The 18,539-nt window shown below is 60.6% G+C and carries 17 protein-coding genes and 2 pseudogenes; 6 read left to right on the top strand and 13 right to left on the bottom strand.

All coding sequences use genetic code 11. The features are described 5' to 3' along the window. Window positions 1-73: 73 nt before the first annotated feature. Window positions 74-667, top strand: a complete 594-nt coding sequence (locus E6B08_RS05335) for a phosphoheptose isomerase (RefSeq protein WP_136913061.1) — start codon at window positions 74-76, stop codon at window positions 665-667. Then, complete coding sequence (locus E6B08_RS05330; RefSeq protein WP_136913060.1) at window positions 664-1,242, top strand: BON domain-containing protein; 579 nt, start codon at window positions 664-666, stop codon at window positions 1,240-1,242. The genes E6B08_RS05335 and E6B08_RS05330 overlap by 4 nt, the downstream gene beginning before the upstream one ends. Window positions 1,243-1,299: 57 nt before the next feature. Here E6B08_RS05330 and E6B08_RS05325 read toward each other — a convergent pair whose 3' ends face one another. From E6B08_RS05325 to rplM, 7 genes are all read right to left on the bottom strand, one after another. Further along, window positions 1,300-1,731 (bottom strand): ClpXP protease specificity-enhancing factor, encoded by a 432-nt coding sequence (locus E6B08_RS05325; RefSeq protein ID WP_136913059.1) that lies wholly within the window; start codon window positions 1,729-1,731, stop codon window positions 1,300-1,302. A gap of 10 nt (window positions 1,732-1,741) precedes the next feature. Beyond that, window positions 1,742-2,365 (bottom strand): glutathione S-transferase N-terminal domain-containing protein, encoded by a 624-nt coding sequence (locus tag E6B08_RS05320; RefSeq protein ID WP_136913058.1) that lies wholly within the window; start codon window positions 2,363-2,365, stop codon window positions 1,742-1,744. Window positions 2,366-2,485: 120 nt separating this feature from the next. Next, on the bottom strand, window positions 2,486-3,265 hold the full coding sequence (locus E6B08_RS05315; protein WP_136913057.1) for a cytochrome c1: 780 nt from the start codon (window positions 3,263-3,265) through the stop codon (window positions 2,486-2,488). After that, window positions 3,265-4,476: a cytochrome b gene (locus tag E6B08_RS05310; RefSeq protein WP_136917333.1), complete on the bottom strand. Its 1,212-nt coding sequence runs from the start codon at window positions 4,474-4,476 to the stop codon at window positions 3,265-3,267. Before E6B08_RS05310 ends, E6B08_RS05315 begins: the two co-directional genes overlap by 1 nt. Beyond that, entirely contained in the window at window positions 4,476-5,069 is a 594-nt protein-coding gene (petA, locus tag E6B08_RS05305; protein ID WP_136913056.1) for a ubiquinol-cytochrome c reductase iron-sulfur subunit, read from the bottom strand. Before petA ends, E6B08_RS05310 begins: the two co-directional genes overlap by 1 nt. 263 nt (window positions 5,070-5,332) lie before the next feature. Continuing rightward, the gene (rpsI, locus tag E6B08_RS05300) at window positions 5,333-5,725 is read right to left on the bottom strand and encodes a 30S ribosomal protein S9 (protein ID WP_009404633.1); all 393 of its coding nucleotides are present in this window, start codon (window positions 5,723-5,725) and stop codon (window positions 5,333-5,335) included. Between the two features lie 14 nt (window positions 5,726-5,739). Beyond that, window positions 5,740-6,168: a 50S ribosomal protein L13 gene (rplM, locus tag E6B08_RS05295; protein ID WP_008097538.1), complete on the bottom strand. Its 429-nt coding sequence runs from the start codon at window positions 6,166-6,168 to the stop codon at window positions 5,740-5,742. A 257-nt stretch (window positions 6,169-6,425) separates the two neighbouring features. Between rplM and E6B08_RS05290 the strand changes: the two are divergent. Both E6B08_RS05290 and E6B08_RS05285 read left to right on the top strand, forming a co-directional pair. Then, a pseudogene (locus tag E6B08_RS05290) lies at window positions 6,426-7,465 on the top strand (NADP(H)-dependent aldo-keto reductase). A gap of 296 nt (window positions 7,466-7,761) precedes the next feature. Beyond that, complete coding sequence (locus tag E6B08_RS05285) at window positions 7,762-8,658, top strand: GlxA family transcriptional regulator (protein WP_192938680.1); 897 nt, start codon at window positions 7,762-7,764, stop codon at window positions 8,656-8,658. A 33-nt stretch (window positions 8,659-8,691) separates the two neighbouring features. On the opposite strand, the gene zapE is transcribed toward E6B08_RS05285, so the two are convergent. The 3 genes from zapE to E6B08_RS05270 form a co-directional block, all read right to left on the bottom strand. After that, window positions 8,692-9,786, bottom strand: a complete 1,095-nt coding sequence (gene zapE / locus E6B08_RS05280) for a cell division protein ZapE (RefSeq protein ID WP_136913055.1) — start codon at window positions 9,784-9,786, stop codon at window positions 8,692-8,694. 105 nt (window positions 9,787-9,891) lie between these two features. Further along, the gene (locus tag E6B08_RS05275; RefSeq protein WP_136913054.1) at window positions 9,892-11,241 is read right to left on the bottom strand and encodes a tryptophan--tRNA ligase; all 1,350 of its coding nucleotides are present in this window, start codon (window positions 11,239-11,241) and stop codon (window positions 9,892-9,894) included. A gap of 24 nt (window positions 11,242-11,265) precedes the next feature. Beyond that, the gene (locus tag E6B08_RS05270; protein WP_136913053.1) at window positions 11,266-11,901 is read right to left on the bottom strand and encodes an alpha/beta hydrolase; all 636 of its coding nucleotides are present in this window, start codon (window positions 11,899-11,901) and stop codon (window positions 11,266-11,268) included. Window positions 11,902-12,036: 135 nt separating this feature from the next. Here E6B08_RS05270 and E6B08_RS05265 point away from each other — a divergent pair, with 135 nt between their 5' ends. Continuing rightward, the gene (locus tag E6B08_RS05265) at window positions 12,037-12,474 is read left to right on the top strand and encodes a YhcB family protein (protein ID WP_136913052.1); all 438 of its coding nucleotides are present in this window, start codon (window positions 12,037-12,039) and stop codon (window positions 12,472-12,474) included. A 167-nt stretch (window positions 12,475-12,641) separates the two neighbouring features. Here the strand turns inward: E6B08_RS05265 and E6B08_RS05260 are convergent, their stop codons facing one another. Next, complete coding sequence (locus E6B08_RS05260; RefSeq protein WP_136913051.1) at window positions 12,642-13,838, bottom strand: methionine gamma-lyase; 1,197 nt, start codon at window positions 13,836-13,838, stop codon at window positions 12,642-12,644. 127 nt (window positions 13,839-13,965) lie between these two features. Here E6B08_RS05260 and E6B08_RS05255 point away from each other — a divergent pair, with 127 nt between their 5' ends. Then, window positions 13,966-14,445: an Lrp/AsnC family transcriptional regulator gene (locus E6B08_RS05255; protein WP_136913050.1), complete on the top strand. Its 480-nt coding sequence runs from the start codon at window positions 13,966-13,968 to the stop codon at window positions 14,443-14,445. Between the two features lie 1,564 nt (window positions 14,446-16,009). Here the strand turns inward: E6B08_RS05255 and E6B08_RS31420 are convergent. Both E6B08_RS31420 and cysN read right to left on the bottom strand, forming a co-directional pair. Continuing rightward, a pseudogene (locus E6B08_RS31420) lies at window positions 16,010-16,168 on the bottom strand (hypothetical protein); the annotation flags it as partial. A 462-nt stretch (window positions 16,169-16,630) separates the two neighbouring features. After that, window positions 16,631-18,532 carry a sulfate adenylyltransferase subunit CysN gene (gene cysN, locus E6B08_RS05245; RefSeq protein WP_136913048.1) on the bottom strand — a complete coding sequence of 634 codons (1,902 nt, stop codon included), beginning with the start codon at window positions 18,530-18,532 and terminating at the stop codon, window positions 16,631-16,633. Window positions 18,533-18,539: the final 7 nt, after the last annotated feature.

Below are 18,539 nucleotides of genomic sequence, written 5' to 3'. Positions count from 1 at the left end.
TTTTTGCTCTATGTTTCGCGGGCTGGTCCCTGTTGCGCGCAGCAAAGGCCGCCGCCCCATTTAAGGTCACCAGATGGACATGCAATCCCGAATTCGCCGGCTGTTCCAGGCCAGCATCGATACCAAGCAACAGGCGATGGACATCCTGGCACCGCACATCGAGCAGGCCAGCCTGGTCATGGTCAACGCCCTGCTCAACGAGGGCAAGATGCTTGCCTGTGGCAACGGCGGCTCGGCCGGCGACGCCCAGCACTTCTCGTCCGAGCTGCTCAACCGCTTCGAGCGTGAGCGCCCGAGCCTGCCCGCCATCGCGCTGACCACCGACAGCTCGACGCTGACCTCGATCGCCAACGACTACAGCTACAACGAAGTCTTTTCCAAGCAGATCCGCGCCCTGGGCCAGCCTGGCGACGTGCTGCTGGCGATTTCCACCAGCGGTAACTCGGCCAACGTGATTCAAGCGATCCAGGCGGCACATGATCGCGAAATGATTGTCGTAGCTATGACTGGACGTGACGGTGGCGGCATGGCCTCGCTTCTGCTGCCCGAGGACGTGGAGATCCGCGTTCCTTCGACCGTGACCGCACGCATCCAGGAAGTCCACCTGCTGGCGATCCACTGCCTATGCGACCTGATCGACAGCCAACTGTTCGGGAGTGAAGAATGATCCCCAAGCGCCTCGGCCTGATGGCCCTGACCCTGTGCCTGAGCGTTACCGGCTGCAGCTCGGTACTGACCTCGACCCGCAACTCGCCGATCGAGGATGATCGCGGCACGCGCACCATCGGCAGCAAGATCGACGACTCGTTGATCGAAACCAAGGCCTCGGTGAACATCGCCAAGGCCAGCCCCGACCTGGACAAGGGCTCGCACATCGTCGTCAGCAGCTACAACGGCATCGTCCTGCTTGCCGGACAGACGCCGCGCGCCGACCTCAAGAGCCTGGCCGAGCAGACCGCCAGCCAGGTGCAGCGGGTCAAGAAGGTGCACAACGAGCTGCAGGTGATGCAGCCCTCCTCCATCCTGGCACGTAACAACGACGCCTGGCTGACCACCAAGATCAAGACCCAAATGCTGACCGACAACGCCGTGCCCAGCTCGCGCATCAAGGTCATCACCGAGAACGGTATCGTCTATCTGCTGGGCCTGGTGACCCAACAGGAGGCCAACTCGGCCACTGCCGTGGTGCAAGGCGTGTCGGGCGTGCAGAAGATCGTCAAGCTGTTCGAGTATATCGACTGATCCACTGGCACGGGTGCAGGCAAAGAAAAAGGCGATCCGGTTGGATCGCCTTTTTTGTTACTTGACCACTTTCAGGCTAGGCCGACCGCTAGGGCGCGGCGGCTGCCCGCCACCAGTGGGCGGGCCATCGTCATCCGGCTCGACACCTTCGTCTTCGAGTTCTTCATCCTCCATCACTGGCGGCTCGAGCTCGAACACCATGCCCTGGCCATTCTCCCGGGCATAGATGCCGAGAATGGCGCCGGCTGGCACGTACAGCGAGTGGGCGACGCCACCGAAGCGGCCCTCGAAGCTCACTGCCTCGTTATCCATGTGCAGGCTGCGCACGGCGCTGGGCGAGATATTCAGGACGATCTGGCCATCACTGGCGAAACCCTGGGGTACCTGGACCGCCGGGTATTCGGCGTTGACCAGCATATGAGGGGTGCAATCGTTGTCGACGATCCACTCGTACAGTGCTCGAACCAGATAGGGGCGACTGGAGTTCATCAACGGCTCCTTAAAGCTTGCGCATTTCACGCTCTGCGGAGGACAGGCTCGCCTGGAAAGGCTCGCGGGCGAACTGTCGCTCCATGTATTCCAGCAGCGGCTTGGCTTGCCGCGGCAACTCGATACCCAATAATGGCAAACGCCATAATATGGGCAATAGACAACAATCGACCAGGCTTTGCTCATCGCTCATGAAGCAGGCGAACTCGGCGAACACCGGGGAAACGCCGGTCAGGCTCTCGCGCAACGCCTTGCGTGCATCGGCACGGGCCGCCTCGGAACTACGCGAGTCGAGCACGATGTCCGCCAGCGCGCACCAGTCGCGCTGGATGCGGTGGATCAGCAAGCGGCTGTTGCCGCGCGCCACCGGATACACCGGCATCAACGGAGGGTGCGGATAACGCTCCTCGAGGTATTCCATTACCACGGTCGATTCATACAACGCCAGGTCGCGGTCGACCAGGGTCGGCACGCTGCCATAGGGGTTCGCTTCGATCAGCTTGGGCGGCAGGCGAGCGGGGTCGACGTCGATGATCTGCACGCCGATGCCTTTCTCGGCGAGCACCAGGCGCACGCGATGAGAATAGTGATCGGCGGGATCGGAATAGCAGGCTAACCTGTTGGTCGCGCCCATGTACGGCTCCTCGCATGGGGATGCTTGTAAGACTGCAAATGCAAACGCGCCCTGGAGGCCCCCACGCATTTACGCGGGAACGCCCAGGGCGCGTTCAACTAACCAGAAACTACTGCGTGATCAGTGCACGTCCTTCCAGTATTCGCGCTTGAGCAAGTAGGCGAACACGAAGAAGAAAGCCAGGAACAGCAACACGTAGGTACCGATGCGCTGGCTTTCCAGTTTGACCGGGTTGGCCGAATAGGCCAGGAAGGTCACCAGGTTCTTGACCTTCTCGTCGAACTGCTCGGTCGTCAGGGTACCGGAATTCGGCGTGATGGTCAGCTGGTCGCAGGCTTCATGGGTGAGCGGCGTGCCGGTCAACGGGTCGAATTGCTTCTTGCCATCGACCACGCTCTGCACCTGCTTGCAACCAATTACCTGGTTACCCTGCAAGCCTACCAGCACGTTGGGCATGCCGACGTTGGGGAAGACCTTGTTGTTCACCCCGTAAGGCCGCGACTTGTCCTCGTAGAAGCTGCGCAGGTAGGTGTACAGCCAATCGTTGCCGCGCACCCGCGCCACCAGGGTGAGGTCGGGCGGTGCCGCACCGAACCAGGTCTTGGCATCGCTCGGCTGCATGCCGATCTTCATGTGGTCGCCGATCTTGGCGCCGGTGAACACCAGTTTCTCGAGCATCAGCTCATGGGGGATATCCAGGTCATCGGCCACGCGCTCGTAGCGCTGGAACTTGGCACTGTGACAGCCCATGCAATAGTTGGCGAAGGTGCGTGCACCGTCTTGCATTGCGGCCTTGTCGGTGAGATCGACATCGACCTTGTCCAGCTCCAGACCCTGCTCGGCAGCGAAGGCGAAGGCAGGCATCACTGCCAGCAGAAAAACTGCAATCAACTTTTTCATCAGCCAGTCACCCTTTCCGGAACCGGTTTGGTCTTCTCGAGCCTTGTGTAGAACGGCATCAGCAGGAAGTAGGCGAAGTACAGCACCGTACAGACCTGCGACAACAAGGTACGCCCAGGGGTTGGCGCCAGTACGCCAAGCACGCCGAGGATGACGAAGGCCACGCAGAACACCAGCAGGAAGAGCTTGCTCAGCCAGCCCTTGTAGCGCATCGAGCGCACCGGACTGCGGTCGAGCCAGGGCAACACGAACAGCACGGCGATGGCCGCCCCCATGGCGATGACGCCCATCAGCTTGTCCGGCACCGCCCGCAAGATCGCGTAGAACGGCGTGAAGTACCAGACCGGGGCGATGTGCTCAGGTGTCTTGAACGCGTTGGCCTGCTCGAAGTTGGGTTTTTCGAGGAAGTAGCCGCCCATTTCCGGGAAGAAGAACACGACCGCGCAGAACACGAAGAGGAACACCACGACACCGACGATATCCTTGACGGTGTAGTACGGGTGGAACGGAATACCGTCGAGGGGAATGCCGTTTTCGTCCTTTTTCTTCTTGATGTCGACGCCATCGGGGTTGTTCGACCCCACCTCGTGCAAGGCTAGGATGTGCAGCACCACCAGGCCAAGGATCACGATCGGCAGCGCCACCACATGGAGGGCGAAGAAGCGGTTGAGGGTGATGCCGGAAATCAGGTAGTCACCGCGGATCCACTGCGTCAGGTCATCGCCGATCACCGGGATGGCGCCGAACAACGAGATGATCACCTGGGCGCCCCAGTACGACATCTGGCCCCAAGGCAGCAGGTAACCCATGAAGGCTTCGGCCATCAACGCCAGGTAGATCAGCATGCCGAACAGCCAGACCAGCTCACGCGGCTTCTGGTAGGAGCCGTAGAGCAGGCCACGGAACATGTGCAGGTAGACGACGATGAAGAATGCCGACGCACCGGTAGAGTGCAGGTAGCGCAGGATCCAGCCGTACTCCACGTCGCGCATGATGTACTCGACCGAGGCGAAGGCCTCTTCGGCCGACGGCGTGAAGCTCATGGTCAACCAGACACCGGTGACGATCTGGTTCACCAGCACCAGCAGTGCCAGGGAGCCGAAGAAGTACAGGAAGTTGAAGTTTTTCGGCGCGTAGTACTTGCTCAGGTGATCTTCCCACATCTTGGTGGCGGGGAAGCGCGCATCGACCCAGTCCATGAACTTGCTCATCATGCGTTCTCCTGATCGACGCCGATGACGATGATGTCGTCAGACTCGTACGAATGCGGCGGCACCGGCAGGTTGAGCGGTGCCGGCTGAGACTTGTAGACACGCCCCGCGAGGTCGTAGTGGGAACCATGGCAAGGACAGAAATAACCGCCGACCCACTTTGGACCGAGGTCGGCAGGCGCCACCTCCGGACGGAAGGTGGGCGAGCAGCCAAGGTGGGTACAGAGACCGACGAGGATGAGGATTTCCGGCTTGATCGAGCGCACCTGCGGGTCGACATAGGTCGGCTGCACGGACGCCTTGGATTCGGGGTCGGAGAGCTCGCCAGTGATCTTCTTGAGGTTGCCCAGGATCTCTTCCGTTCGCCGCACGATGAACACCGGCTGGCCACGCCATTCGGCCACCATCTGCTGCCCGGGTTCGACCTTGGCGACATTGACCTTCACCGGTGCGCCGGCAGCCTTTGCCTTGGCACTGGGAAACCATGACCCCACGAACGGTACCGCAGCCCCCACTGCCCCCGCCGCCCCGACCACGGATGTCGCGGCTACGAGGAAGCGGCGCCGGCCTGTGTTGACGCCGTCATTGCTCATTCAGTCCTCTCCCATCAGCTTGCTTGGCCTGTTGAACCAGGCCTGTACTTAGGTTGTGTCAGTGGCACCAAAAACGGTCGCCATGGTAAGAAACAAATCCACACAGTGACAAGGTGATTACCCCGACCAACGGCGACAACCCGCGCTTTGCTTGATCTGCGTCTATGCGACAAGCGGTCACCGACATGCTGACAGGTTAGTTCAAGCCCAAAAAAAAAGCCCGGTTCCAAGGAACCGGGCTTTTTTCGACTGCCGAAGCGGTATTAACGCTTGGAGTACTGAGGACGCTTACGCGCTTTACGCAGACCCACTTTCTTACGCTCGACTTCACGAGCGTCGCGGGTGACGTAGCCAGCACGACGCAGAGCGCCACGCAGGGTTTCGTCGTATTCCATCAGAGCGCGGGTGATACCGTGACGGATCGCACCGGCTTGACCGCTGACACCACCACCGGCGACGGTGACGTAGATGTCGAACTTCTCGACGGTCTCGGTCAGCTCCAGCGGCTGGCGAACAACCATGCGAGCGGTTTCGCGGCCGAAGAACACGTCCAGAGAACGGTTGTTGATGGAGATGTTACCAGTACCCGGACGCAGGAAAACGCGAGCGGTTGCGGTCTTGCGACGGCCAGTGCCGTAATTTTGAGTCGCCGACATAATGAACTATCCCGTTAGATCTTCAGTTCTTGAGGCTGCTGAGCAGTGTGTGGGTGAGCAGCACCCGCGTACACTTTCAGCTTACGGTACATGTCGCGACCCAGCGGGTTCTTAGGCAGCATGCCTTTGACCGCGGTTTCGATAACACGCTCAGGGGCCTTGGCGATCAGCTTCTCGAAGTTGATTTCCTTGATACCGCCCGGGAAGCCGGAGTGGGAGTAGTACATCTTGTCGGAAGACTTGGCGCCAGTTACACGAATCTGCTCGGCGTTGATGACGACGATGTAGTCGCCGGTGTCAACGTGCGGGGTGTATTCTGGTTTGTGCTTGCCACGCAGACGGCTAGCGATTTCGGTAGCCAGACGACCCAGGGTCTGGCCAGCGGCGTCGACTACGAACCACTCGCGCTTTACTGTTTCCGGTTTAGCAGTAAAAGTTTTCATTCTCTAAAGCCTCAGAGGCCGCCCAGCGAAAAATAGACGGCGAATCTTACTGGATAGTGCGCAGATTGCCAAGGGCAAACGCGCAGCCGAACGCTGACGCTTTTGGGGGCTCGGGTCGGGCACGCCAATGTTCGACGGGGTTCTTCCTGCGTGGTGGTGCATCACTTCCGCCACGCGGAGAGGTGCCGAATTATCCAGATTGCGCGAAAAATTTCAACCTGCTTTTATGGGCTTCTTTGCCAAGGAGTGTCTTCCCGATGGAATACCGCAAGCTCGGTCGTACCGACCTCGACGTCAGCGCCCTTTGCCTGGGCACCATGACCTGGGGTGAGCAGAACACCCAGGATGAGGCCTTCGAGCAGATTTCCCGGGCCAAGGCCCGCGGCATCAACTTCATCGACACCGCCGAGATGTACCCGGTGCCGCCACGCCCGGAAACCTACGCGGCCACCGAGCGCATCATCGGCAACTGGTTCCGCGCCAACAGCGACCGCGACGACTGGGTACTGGCGAGCAAGGTCGCCGGCCCGGCAACGGCATCAGCCACATCCGCGACGGCCAGCTCAAGCACAATCGCCAGCACATCGTGGCGGCGCTGGATGCCAGTCTCGAGCGCCTGCAGACCGACCGCATCGACCTCTACCAACTGCACTGGCCGGAGCGCAGTACCAATTTCTTCGGCAAGCTGGGCTACCAGCACCTGCCCCAGGACCACTTCACTCCGCTGGAAGAAACCCTCGAGGTGCTCGACGAACAGGTGCGTGCCGGCAAGATCCGCCACATCGGTCTGTCCAATGAAACGCCATGGGGCACCATGAAGTTCCTGCACCTGGCAGAAAGCCGCGGCTGGCCACGTGCGGTGTCGATCCAGAACCCGTACAACCTGCTCAACCGCAGCTTCGAAGTCGGCCTGGCGGAAGTGGCGATTCGCGAACAATGCGGGCTGCTGGCCTACTCGCCGCTGGCCTTCGGCATGCTGTCGGGCAAGTACGAGAACGGCGCACGGCCGGAAAACGGCCGCCTGACCCTGTTCAGCCGCTTCGCCCGCTACTCCAACCCGCAGACGGTTGCAGCGTGCAGCCGCTACGTTCAACTGGCCAAGGACCACGGCCTGGACCCGGCACAGATGGCCCTGGCCTTCGTCACCCGCCAGCCCTTCGTGACCAGCAACATCATCGGCGCCACCAGCCTGGAACAACTGGACAGCAACCTGGCGAGCCTGGACCTGAACCTCAGCGACGAGTTGCTGGCGGCGATCGAGGCGATCCACCAGGACCAGCCGAACCCGGCGCCTTGAGCTGAGTTCAGTGTCGCCTGCTCCCACAGGATCTGACCGCGCCCGAGATCGAAGCGGTACCTGTGGGAGCGGGCTTGTCGGGGCGCCGAACCGCCACGAAGAATGCGACGCGATCCATCGGGGTAGACACACCAGCCAAAAAATAAGACGATCCAGCCGGTGATTGACCACTCTACCCTATAAGAACAACGACAATGATGTTTACCCAACCCCCGGCGTCATTGCGCCGCGTATGCATCCTGGCCATCGACAAGGTGTTCGCATCGACCCTGATGCAGGCCAAGGATTTCTTCCATCTGGCCAGCCTGCGCTACAGCAAGCAACTGGGGCTGGGGCTGCAACCGATGTTCGAGATCGCCCTGGTAAGCCCGGACGGGCAGCCCGTGGACAGCTTCAGCAACGTGCAGCTTCCGGTCGACGGCGGCCTGATCGATGCCGACGTGATCGTTCTCCCGGCGTTCTGGGACGACTTCGACAACCTCGTGCAACGCTATCCGCAAGTGCTGCCCTGGCTGCGCGAGCAGCATGCCCGCGGCGCGGTGCTGTGCGCCGAGGCCAGTGGGGTGTTCTGGCTGGCCGAGGCCGGGCTGCTCGATGGCAAGGAGGCGACCACCTACTGGCGCTTCTTCGCCAGTTTCGCCGAGCGCTTTCCCAAGGTCCGCCTCAACCAGGACAAGCACCTGACCGACGCCGACAACCTCTACTGCGCCGGCGGCACCACGTCGGCCTGCGACCTGTACATCTACCTGATCGAGCGTTTCTGCGGCGCCAACGTGGCCCGCGCGGTGTCGCGCGACATCCTCTATGAGGTGCAGCGCAACTACACCCCCGGGCGCATGGGCTTCGGCGGCCAGAAGCTGCACCAGGACCTGATCATCCTGCAGATCCAGCACTGGCTGGAGGAACACTTCGCCGACAAGTTCCGCTTCGAGGACGTGGCTCGCAACCATGGCATGAGCATCCGCAACTTCATGCGCCGCTTCCAGGGCGCCACGGGCGACAAACCGCTGCACTACCTGCAGCGGCTGCGGATCGAGACGGCCAAGGGGCTGCTGTCGAGCACGCGCAAGAGCATCAAGACCATCAGCTACGAGGTGGGATACGACGATGCCAGCTTCTTCGCGCGGCTGTTCCGCCAGCATACCGAGCTGTCGCCGAACCAGTATCGCCAGCAGTTCATGCAGGAGGCCTGAAAGCAACCGGGGCTGCGCAGCAGCCCCGGCGATTTACGGCTTGTGCGCCCGCGACAGAAATTCGTGGGACTGCATCTCCAGCAACCGGCTCAGGGTGCGCTGGAACTCGAAGGCCAAGCGCCCACCGGTGTACAGGTCCTTGAGCTCGACCTCGGCCGAGATGATCAGCTTGACGTTGCGGTCATAGAACTCGTCGACCATGTTGATGAAGCGGCGGGCGATGTCGTCGGTGGCGACGCCCATCTGCTCGACGTTGCTCAGCAATACAGCATGGAAGATCTTGCCCAGCTCGATGTAGTCGTTCTGGCTGCGCGGCCCATCGCACAGGGCGCGGAAGTCGAACCAGGCGACGTCGTCGCAGGTACGCAGGGCGTTGATCGGACGGTTCTCGATCATCAGCACGTCGTTCTCGACGGCCTGGGTGCATTCCGGGGTCAGCGCCTTGAAGCTGGCGCGCATGCTCTGGTGCGCCGCCTCGTTGAGCGGGAAATGGAACAGTTCGGCCTGTTCCAGGTGACGCAGGCGATAGTCGACCCCGCTGTCGACGTTCACCACGTCGGTGTACTGCTTGATCATGGCGATGGCCGGCAGGAAGCGCGCGCGCTGCAGGCCGTCCTTGTACAGGCCGTCGGGGACGATGTTGGACGTCGCCACCAGCGACACGCCGTTCTTGAACAGCTCCTCCATCAAGGTGCCGAGGATCATCGCATCGGTGATGTCGGAGACGAAGAATTCGTCGAAGCAGATCACCTTGGCTTCTTCGCTGAAGCGCTTGGCGATGATGGTCAGCGGGTTCTTCTCACCCTTGAGGGTTTTCATCTCCTCGTGCACGCGCTTCATGAAGCGGTGGAAGTGCGTACGCATCTTCTGCTTGAACGGCAGCGCCTCGAAGAAGGTATCGACCAGGTAGGTCTTGCCTCGGCCTACCCCACCCCAGAAGTACAGCCCCTTGACCGGCGTCTGCTCCTTCTTGCCGAACAGCTTGCCGAACATGCCCGGCTTGTTGTTCTGCGCGTGCACCAGGTCGTCGTACAGGCGCTGCAGGTGACGCACCGCAGTCTCCTGCGCCGCATCATGGAAGAAGTCGGGACGTTTCAGATCTGCTTGATATCGTTCTAGGGGCGTCATGATTCGTTAGCGAGGCAACAAAAAACGGGCCGTCACTGTAGCGAGCGGCCCGCCTTATGGCAATCAGACTTGCGTCAATATGCCTCAGCAGATAGGCAATATGCCTCAGTCCGGCTGCGGAGCAAGTGCTTCGCGCAGGGTCTGGATCGCCGCATCACGCGTTTCGGCCGCCTCGAACTGCGGCCCTTCGGCCACCTGCTCGCCGTTCAGCCACAGGCTGAAGCCCAGGCCGTCGACCCGAACATCGGCCTCGCCACCTTGCTGCAGCTGCTTGCTCACGGCGCCTGCGCTCTTGCCGTCGGCGAAGCTGCGCGACAGCAGCAGTTGCTCACCATCGGCGGCCAGCAGGCGGAAACGGAAGCTGCCGTCCTCGTCGCGGAAGCTGACGAACCGCGCGGTCTTGGCGGCCTTCTTCTTCACCTCGGTGGTGGCTTGCACGCTGCTGCGGAACGAACGCAGGCCAACGGCCTCGCGCAGTTGCTCGAGGAACGGGGTGGCGATCTTGCGGGCCTTGGCGGCGCCGGCCAGGAGGATGTCCTCCAGGTCGGACGGGCGCGAGATCAGCTGGTGATAGTGGTCGCGCTTCTCGGCCAACTGGCCGTCGAGCAGCTGGAACAGACGCTGCTTGGCCTCGCCCCAGCCCAGGCCCTGCAACAGCTCTTCGCGGAACTCGGCGCACTGGGCCTGGGTGGAGAAGGCCTGGAACAGGGTGAACAGGTGCGAGTTGTCCGGGTCTTTGGCCTCGCCCGGCGCGCGCGAGTCGGTGACGATGCGCGAGATGGCGTCCTTCATGTCCTTGGCGCTGGTGAACAGCGGGATGGTGTTGTCGTAGCTCTTGGACATCTTGCGACCGTCCAGGCCCGGCAAGGTTGCCACGCTTTCCTCGATCACCGCCTCGGGCAGGGCGAAGAAATCCTTGCCCTGGCCGAACAGGTGGTTGAAACGCTGGCCGATGTCGCGGGCCATCTCCACGTGTTGGATCTGGTCACGGCCGACCGGCACCTTGTGGGCGTTGAACATCAGGATGTCGGCCGCCATCAGCACCGGGTAGCTGTACAGGCCCATGGTCACGCCGGCGTCCGGGTCTTCGCCGTTTTCCACGTTCTTGTCCACCGAGGCCTTGTAGGCATGGGCGCGGTTGAGCAGGCCCTTGGCACTGACGCAAGTGAGCAGCCAGGTAAGCTCGGGGATCTCGGGGATATCGGACTGGCGGTAGAAGGTCACCTTGTCCGGATCCAGGCCACCGGCCAGCCAGGTGGCGGCGATTTCCAGGCGCGAGCGCTGGATGCGCAGCGGGTCGTCGCACTTGATCAGGGCGTGGTAGTCGGCCAGGAAATAGAACGAATCGGCACCCGGCTGCTGGCTGGCGACGATCGCCGGACGGATGGCCCCGGCGTAGTTGCCCAGGTGCGGGGTGCCGGTGGTGGTGATACCGGTGAGAATGCGCGTGGTCATGGTGTTCGCTTATTCAGGCTTGGCTCAGTTCGAAAGGCGCGGCAGCAGCAGATCCTTCAGATCGGTCAGCTTGCCATGGAAGAAGTGTCCGCATTCTGCCACTTTCAGCAGCTCATGGGGGCGCGTCAACGCGTCGGACCAGGCGTAAACCAGCTGCGGATCCACGACCTCATCGGTATCGGGCTGGACCAGGCTGATCGGGCAACGTTGCGGCAGCGGGAATTGGTCGGTCAGGCGCATCACCGCCGGGGCGATCATGAACAGGTGCTGCAAGGCCACGCCCTGGGACTCCAGGCGGCCGGCCAGGCTGGTGGCGACGAAGCCGCCGAACGAGAAGCCCATCAGCACCAGCGGCAGCTGCGGGTGGCGTTCGCGCAGCCAGGCAGCGGCGGCCTCGGCATCGGCGACCTCGCCGGCCCCCATGTCATGGCTGCCAGCACTCTGGCCGACGCCGCGGTAGTTGAAGCGCAAGGTCACGTAGCCGGCATCGCGGGCGGTGCGCTGCAGGGTCGAGACCACCTTGTTGAGCATGGTGCCGCCCTGGACCGGGTTGGGGTGGCAGATCAGTACCGCGCCACGGGCATCGGCCACGTCCAGGTACAAGGCTTCCAACTGGCCACTGGGGCCATCGATGAACAAGGGGGTTTCGCGCACGAGCAAGGTACTACTCCGTGACCTCGGGTTGGGTCGATTCGTCTAGCTGAAGAATTCTGTTCTGATTTGCGATCGCTCGCGGTATACAGCGCAGGTCTGAGCCGTTAACGTAAAGCAAAGCCGTTTATAGAGGAAGGACTCGTGGAACTCTCGCTCCTTGTTTGGTTGTTGCCAACCCTGGCCCTGGTCATCGGCGTGGCGGTCGGTTTCATCGCGGCCCGTCTGCTGCCCAATGCGGCGCCAAGCAGCACCCAGCGTCAGCTGGACGATATTCAGAAACGCTTCGACAACTACCAGCACGAAGTGGTGACCCACTTCAACAGCACTGCCGTGCTGGTGAAGAAACTGACCCAGAGCTACCAGGACGTCCAGGACCACCTGGCGGACGGCGCCAATACCCTGGCCCTCGACGACCTGACCCGTCAGCGCCTGCTGGCCGCCCTGCACTCCGAAGCCGCACAGGGCCCACGCGACCGCCTGACCCCACCGAAGGACACCGCCGAAGTGCCACGCGACTACGCGCCGAAGTCGCCGAACTCGCCGGGCATGCTCGACGAGAGCTACGGGCTCAAGCGTTGATTCGCTAAAATAGCATGCAAGAAGGCCTCGCGAGAGGCCTTTTCTGTGGGTGACATCTACTGGCCCTTTCGCGGGTAAACCCGCTCCTACAGCATTTGCACAACTCTCAAACACCGCGCACTACCTGTAGGAGCGGGTTTACCCGCGAAGAGGCCGGCACCGACAACCTAGCTGCAGGCCTCCAACGCCTGCCCGATATCCCCCAACAAATCCTCCACATCCTCCAACCCGACCGACAACCGCACCAACCCCTCGGAAATCCCATGGTGCGCCCGCTCCTTCGGCGTATAGCTCGAATGGGTCATGCTCGCCGGATGCTGCGCCAGCGATTCGGCATCGCCCAGGCTCACTGCCCTGGCGAACAGTTGCAGGGCATTCATGAACCGTCGCCCGGCCTCGATCCCGCCCTTGAGCTCGAACGCGATCATCCCGCCCGGCTGGCGCATCTGCCGCTGGGCCAGGTCGAACTGGGCGAACGAGGTCAGTCCGGGATAGTGAATCAGTTCGACCTGCGGCTGGCGGGCGAGCAACTCGGCGACCTGCTGCGCGTTGGCGCAATGGCGGTCCATGCGCAATGCCAGGGTCTTGATGCCACGCATCAGCAACGCCGCATCGTGGGGCGACAATACCGCCCCGGTCATGTCCTTGAGGCCCTCCAGTCGGATCCTGTCGATCAATCCCTTGCGTCCGACCACCAGGCCGGCGGTGATATCGCCATGGCCGCTGAGATACTTGGTGGCCGAATGCACAACGAGGTCCGCCCCAAGCTCCAGAGGCCGCTGCAGGTAGGGCGTGCAGTAGGTGTTGTCGACCACCACCTGCAGGTCGTGCCCTCGCGCGGCCTCCACCACTGCCGCGATATCGACCAGTTGCATGTTCGGGTTGGCCGGGGTCTCGAAATAGATCATCCGCGTCTTGTGGGTGATGGCTGCTTTCAACGCCTTGGGGTCGTTGAGATCGACATGGCGGACCTTGATCCCGAACTCGCCAAGGCCATGGTGCATGTAGGCGAACGTGCAGCCGTAGACGGTACGCCCGACGATCAGTTCGTCGCCGGGACGCAGCAAGGTCCACAAGGTCGAGGTAATGGCCCCCATGCCCGAAGCGAGCGCCAACCCCGCTTCGCCGCCCTCCAACGAGGCCATGCGCTGCTCCAGCAGGGCCAGGGTCGGGTTGGAGATGCGGCTGTAGAAATGCCCACCCTCCTCCCCGGCAAAGCACGCGGCACCGTACTCGACGGTAGGAAAAGCGTAGGTCGCGGTCTGGTAGACCGGCGGCACCAGGGCGCCGCCGTGGGAGAGCGGGTCGTAGCCGTGATGGATTGCTCGCGTGGAAAAACCGCTGTTGTTAGGGGAGGCGCGCATGGCAACAACCTCTGGTGGTTTGTTCTAAGCTTATGCCACCAGGCAGCCCGAATTTTTCCAAAATTGCCCACGCAATCTGGCGTGTTTTGGAATGAAAACAATAAAAAGCCCTTCAGGAGGGCACAACATGCCCAACACACTCGACCGTACCGACCGCGCTCTGCTCGCTGCCTTGCAGGACAACGCCCGACTGACCGTTTCGGAATTGGCCGATCAAGTGGCGCTGACCACTTCACCGTGCTGGCGACGGGTCAAGTTGCTTGAGGACAATGGCTACATAACGGGGTATCAGGCCATTCTTTCACCCAAGTCGTTGGGGTTTGGCGTGACGGCGTTCGTCAGCATCATGATGGATTCGCATACCAAGGACATGGCGGTGGCGTTCGAAAGGCGGTTGATGGAGATACCGGAGATCGTCGCCTGCCATAACATTTCTGGGCGATATGATTTTCTGCTGGAGATATTGGCGCGAGATTTGGAATCGTTTGGGGAGTTTACACGCGAGGTGTTGCAAAGGTTGCCAGGGGTGAAGGAGATTTATTCGAGTTTTTCTTATAAAGCGGTGAAGCAGAAGCGGGTGATTCCGGTATCGGAAAGGCACATGTGAATACCCTTCTAACTTTTAGCAGCTTCCTTATTCGAGAACTTCAGTTTAAGCCCCGTTGAGTCACACCATACTCACATTAATCCTCATAGACTTAGAAAGTCCACTGACACAACCAATGTAAGAATATTCACCTTCGAATAAGGAAAATCTCCTACCAGAACCAGAGAAAATCGAGGTATTCAGCAGGATATTCCACAACCAAAATGGCGCTACCTCTACACGCGCGAGCACGTCATGAAGCCACTAAGCCTTATAGTAGTATTAGCTCTCTCCGGATGCAGCCACTGGTCCTGGAATCCAAACAACAAGAACACAACATTTAAGTGCGACATGGACCCGTACCGACAAGGTTGCGAGAGAGATGTAGACTACGAGCAACATTACAAATTAATCCAAACCCCACAACACTGAACCCATCCTACACCGTTCACAACCAAAATAGCTCCAGGCACACCAACCAAGTATTTGTTGATTAACCCTGAAGCTATCTGCAAGCGGATATGAATTCTAGGAATTATGGAAAATCATGCTTAATTTTAAAAACTGGCTTAAGTTCTTGTGGTAGATCAACATGCGGAAATATCTTCTCCCGCCGACGAAGTCGCCCCGGTACAAATCCTGTACGGGCCCACCTGACTTCCCCGCTCCTACCATCATAGATTTCTATATTCCCTGTATCTGTAACCGCTAGATGATTATTGCGCCAATAGGACGTATCTCGGGTTTCCGTGGCTTGGGCCGACCATATCCGGCCACGGGAGGGATCATAAAGAAAACCGGAGTTCTGGATTATGAAGTGAAGAGCCTCCCGCTTCCTGAGTTTAAAGGTGTAGCTGTGCTGCTGTTTTTCATTGGCCAGCCAGATCACGACGCCGCGATCCTCAAGCACCAAGTTTCCATCAGGTCGAAGGCGGAGCGCATACCGTCCGTTAGGTGATTTTATGAAATCGCCTGCATGCATAGCCTGGTTCGGGGGGAGGACAACCCCACCAGAACCCCGGAACCGCTCGATGTGAACTTTTCTGTATTTACCCATTTTTATAAACCTTAATCAAGGACCCGTTGAACCCTAAAGCAATCGCTAAGCGAGCCAGGGCATCCATAATCCCAGATCAGATAAAAGTGAAACCAGTTGGAAAGATCACCTAGCCAGCAACTTGGATTTTCCTACGACCACGCTTGAAATTTCATTCTTGAAAACATCATTTTTCGAGATCACTTCCATGACAGATTAATCTGACATAACCCCCTCAAGCACAAAAAAGACCAATAAACTTTAGATACGTTATCGTCATATGCACCCTGCTTTCGGGCGGGGAAAATGGCTTCTTTACGAATACAACCATGAAAGCAGTTCAAATGCGATATGCCCCCACATGCAGTTCTGCTTAAACCCAGCAGAGCTAGTCCATCACATTGAAAGCCAAGACCCTTTGGAGTCGTCTCGATATCGTGTCGTACTCACCAAGCGGTCGCGCGCGATTGTCATTGGCGTTACTGGCCAAAAACAAGCGTAGGAGCGAGCGCAGCTCGCGATGCGGGGTTTCTCACACAGCATCAACGCTTACATAGCACCACGCTGACGCAGCACATCCAGCACCTGCTTCACACCGTCCTCGATGCTGGTTACCTGGGTATCGATCACTACATTGGCGTCCAGCGGCACATCGTACGGGAAGCTCTCGCCCGGGATGTTGTCGCCGCCAGCGGCGTACAGGCCTTGGGAAAAGGGGGCGACTTTATTTTCCTGCTATGTATTTCCCTGCTCCAATCAGTTCCCGGGAAATGCATCGAGCAGACGAGGCAGGTCGGCCTCAAACTAAATAGGAAAATAAATCGTCCCTTTCACCGATGGGCCATCTTTCGGCTGGTGTCCTTCCGAATGGCGAGGCAGGGCCGCTGGTGCTTGCCTTGGTTGCAGGGGCGGGTTTGAGATCCAGCGCCGCCCCGCCCAACCCAAAAACGAAAAAAACCCGCCGAAGCGTAATGCTGTTCACTTTAGATCGTCGGGGCCGCTTTGCGGCCCTTTCGCGGCACAAGGCCGCTCCTACAGAGTCCGCGGTAGCCAGTGAATTTTGGCTTACGAGGTCAGTGTAGGAGCGGCCTTGAGCCGCGATGGGCTCCGAAGCAGCCTCAAGTGAACAGCACTACTGCCGAAGCAGGTTTTTCCATACAACATCAACGCTTAGATAGCGCCACGCTGACGCAACACATCCAGCACCTGCTTCACACCTTCCTCGACGCTGGTGACCTGGGTATCGATCACCACATCGGCGTCCAGCGGCACATCGTACGGGAAGCTCTCGCCCGGGATGTTGTCGCCGCCAGCGGCGTACAGGCCTTGCGGGTCGCGCTCGCGGCAGGCCAATGGCGAGGCCTGGACGTAAACGGTGACCAGACGGTCCTTGCCGATCAGCGCCTTGGCCTGTTCGCGGCCTTCGGCGTCCGGGGCCACGAAGGCGGCCAGGGTCAGCATGCCGGCTTCGTTGAACTGGCGCGCCACATGGGCGGCGCGGCGCCAGTTCTCGGTGCGACCGGCGCGGTCCTGTGGCAGGCCCTTGTTCAGGTCGTGGCGCAGGTTCTGGCCGTCGAGCACGTAGACCGCACGGCCCATGTCGAACAGCTTGCGCTCCACGGCATAGGCCAGGGTGCTCTTGCCCGCGCCCGACAGGCCGCTGAACAGCACGGTGGCCGGCTGCTGGCCAAAGCGCAGGGCACGCTCTTCGGTGGATACATGGGCCAGCTTGCCATGCTGGCCGGTGCTGCCGTGCGGCAATACCGGCGGGGCGATGATCATGCCGGCGCCAACGGTGCCGTTGGTCAGGCGGTCGATGACGATGAACGCACCGGTGGTGCGGTTGCTGTCGTAACCGTCCAGGGCGATGGCGCTGTCCAGGGACACCTTGACGCGGCCGATCTCGTTCAGTTGCAGGGCGCTGGCAGCGTCCTTCTCGAGGGTGTTCACATCGACCTTGTGGGTGATGCTGGCAATCGAGCCCGGCACGTAGCTGGTGGCGCGCTTGATGTCGTACTTCTTGCCCGGAAGCATCGGCTCCTCGGCCATCCACACCAGCATGGCGTCGAACTGGTCGGTCACCGGCGGTACATTGTCGGCGTGCACCAGCAGGTCGCCACGGGAGATGTCGATCTCGTCTTCCATGGTCAGGGTCACGGCCTGGCCGGGCCCTGCATTTTCCAGTTCGCCCTCGTAGGTGACGATGGACTTGACCCGGCTGCTCTTGCCCGACGGCAGGACGACGATCTCGTCACCCTTGTGCACCACGCCACTGGCCAGGGTACCGGCGAAGCCGCGGAAGTTCAGGTTCGGACGGTTGACGTACTGGACCGGGAAACGCAGGTCGGTGAAGTTGCGGTCGGCCGAGACTTCGACGGTCTCGAGGATTTCCATCAGCGCAGGGCCGGTGTACCACGGCGAACGCTCGCTGCGGTTGACCACGTTGTCGCCCTTGAGCGCCGACATCGGCACGAAGTGCAGGCTGCTCGGGGTCAGGTTGATGGCCTCGGCGAACTTCAGGTAGTCGGCCTTGATCGACTCGAAGACCTGCTCGTCGAAGCCCTTGAGGTCCATCTTGTTGACCGCGACGACGATGTGCTTGATGCCCAGCAACGAAGCGATGTAGCTGTGCCGGCGGGTCTGGGTCTGCACGCCGTAGCGGGCGTCGACCAGGATGATCGCCAGGTCGCAGGTCGAGGCGCCGGTGGCCATGTTGCGGGTGTACTGCTCGTGGCCCGGGGTGTCGGCGATGATGAACTTGCGCTTGGCGGTAGAGAAATAGCGGTAGGCGACATCGATGGTGATGCCCTGCTCGCGCTCGGCCTGCAGGCCGTCGACCAGCAGCGCCAGGTCGACTTCCTCGCCGGTGGTGCCGGACTTCTTCGAATCGCGGGTGATGGCCTCGAGGTGGTCCTCGTAGATCATCTTCGAATCGTGCAGCAGGCGCCCGATCAGGGTGCTCTTGCCGTCATCCACGTTGCCGCAGGTGAGGAAACGCAGCAGTTCTTTACGCTCGTGCTGAGCCAGATAAGCGAGGATGTCTTCGCTGATCAAATCGGATTGGTGCGACATGGAGTAA

The sequence above is a fragment of the Pseudomonas putida genome (assembly GCF_005080685.1).
Classification (GTDB): domain Bacteria; phylum Pseudomonadota; class Gammaproteobacteria; order Pseudomonadales; family Pseudomonadaceae; genus Aquipseudomonas; species Aquipseudomonas putida_V.
Note: the sequence above shows the minus strand (reverse complement) of the source record. Positions and strands in the feature narration are given on the sequence as shown.

Coding starts and splice junctions, on each gene's coding strand:
- E6B08_RS05325 (WP_136913059.1), bottom strand. CDS start 1,731: ATGAACTCCAGTCGCCCCTATCTGGTTCGAGCACTGTACGAGTGGATC.
- E6B08_RS05255 (WP_136913050.1), top strand. CDS start 13,966: ATGCCCAACACACTCGACCGTACCGACCGCGCTCTGCTCGCTGCCTTG.
- E6B08_RS05310 (WP_136917333.1), bottom strand. CDS start 4,476: ATGAGCAAGTTCATGGACTGGGTCGATGCGCGCTTCCCCGCCACCAAG.
- cysN (WP_136913048.1), bottom strand. CDS start 18,532: ATGTCGCACCAATCCGATTTGATCAGCGAAGACATCCTCGCTTATCTG.
- E6B08_RS05330 (WP_136913060.1), top strand. CDS start 664: ATGATCCCCAAGCGCCTCGGCCTGATGGCCCTGACCCTGTGCCTGAGC.
- petA (WP_136913056.1), bottom strand. CDS start 5,069: ATGAGCAATGACGGCGTCAACACAGGCCGGCGCCGCTTCCTCGTAGCC.
- E6B08_RS05335 (WP_136913061.1), top strand. CDS start 74: ATGGACATGCAATCCCGAATTCGCCGGCTGTTCCAGGCCAGCATCGAT.
- E6B08_RS05260 (WP_136913051.1), bottom strand. CDS start 13,838: ATGCGCGCCTCCCCTAACAACAGCGGTTTTTCCACGCGAGCAATCCAT.
- E6B08_RS05275 (WP_136913054.1), bottom strand. CDS start 11,241: ATGACCACGCGCATTCTCACCGGTATCACCACCACCGGCACCCCGCAC.
- rplM (WP_008097538.1), bottom strand. CDS start 6,168: ATGAAAACTTTTACTGCTAAACCGGAAACAGTAAAGCGCGAGTGGTTC.
- zapE (WP_136913055.1), bottom strand. CDS start 9,786: ATGACGCCCCTAGAACGATATCAAGCAGATCTGAAACGTCCCGACTTC.
- E6B08_RS05320 (WP_136913058.1), bottom strand. CDS start 2,365: ATGGGCGCGACCAACAGGTTAGCCTGCTATTCCGATCCCGCCGATCAC.
- rpsI (WP_009404633.1), bottom strand. CDS start 5,725: ATGTCGGCGACTCAAAATTACGGCACTGGCCGTCGCAAGACCGCAACC.
- E6B08_RS05315 (WP_136913057.1), bottom strand. CDS start 3,265: ATGAAAAAGTTGATTGCAGTTTTTCTGCTGGCAGTGATGCCTGCCTTC.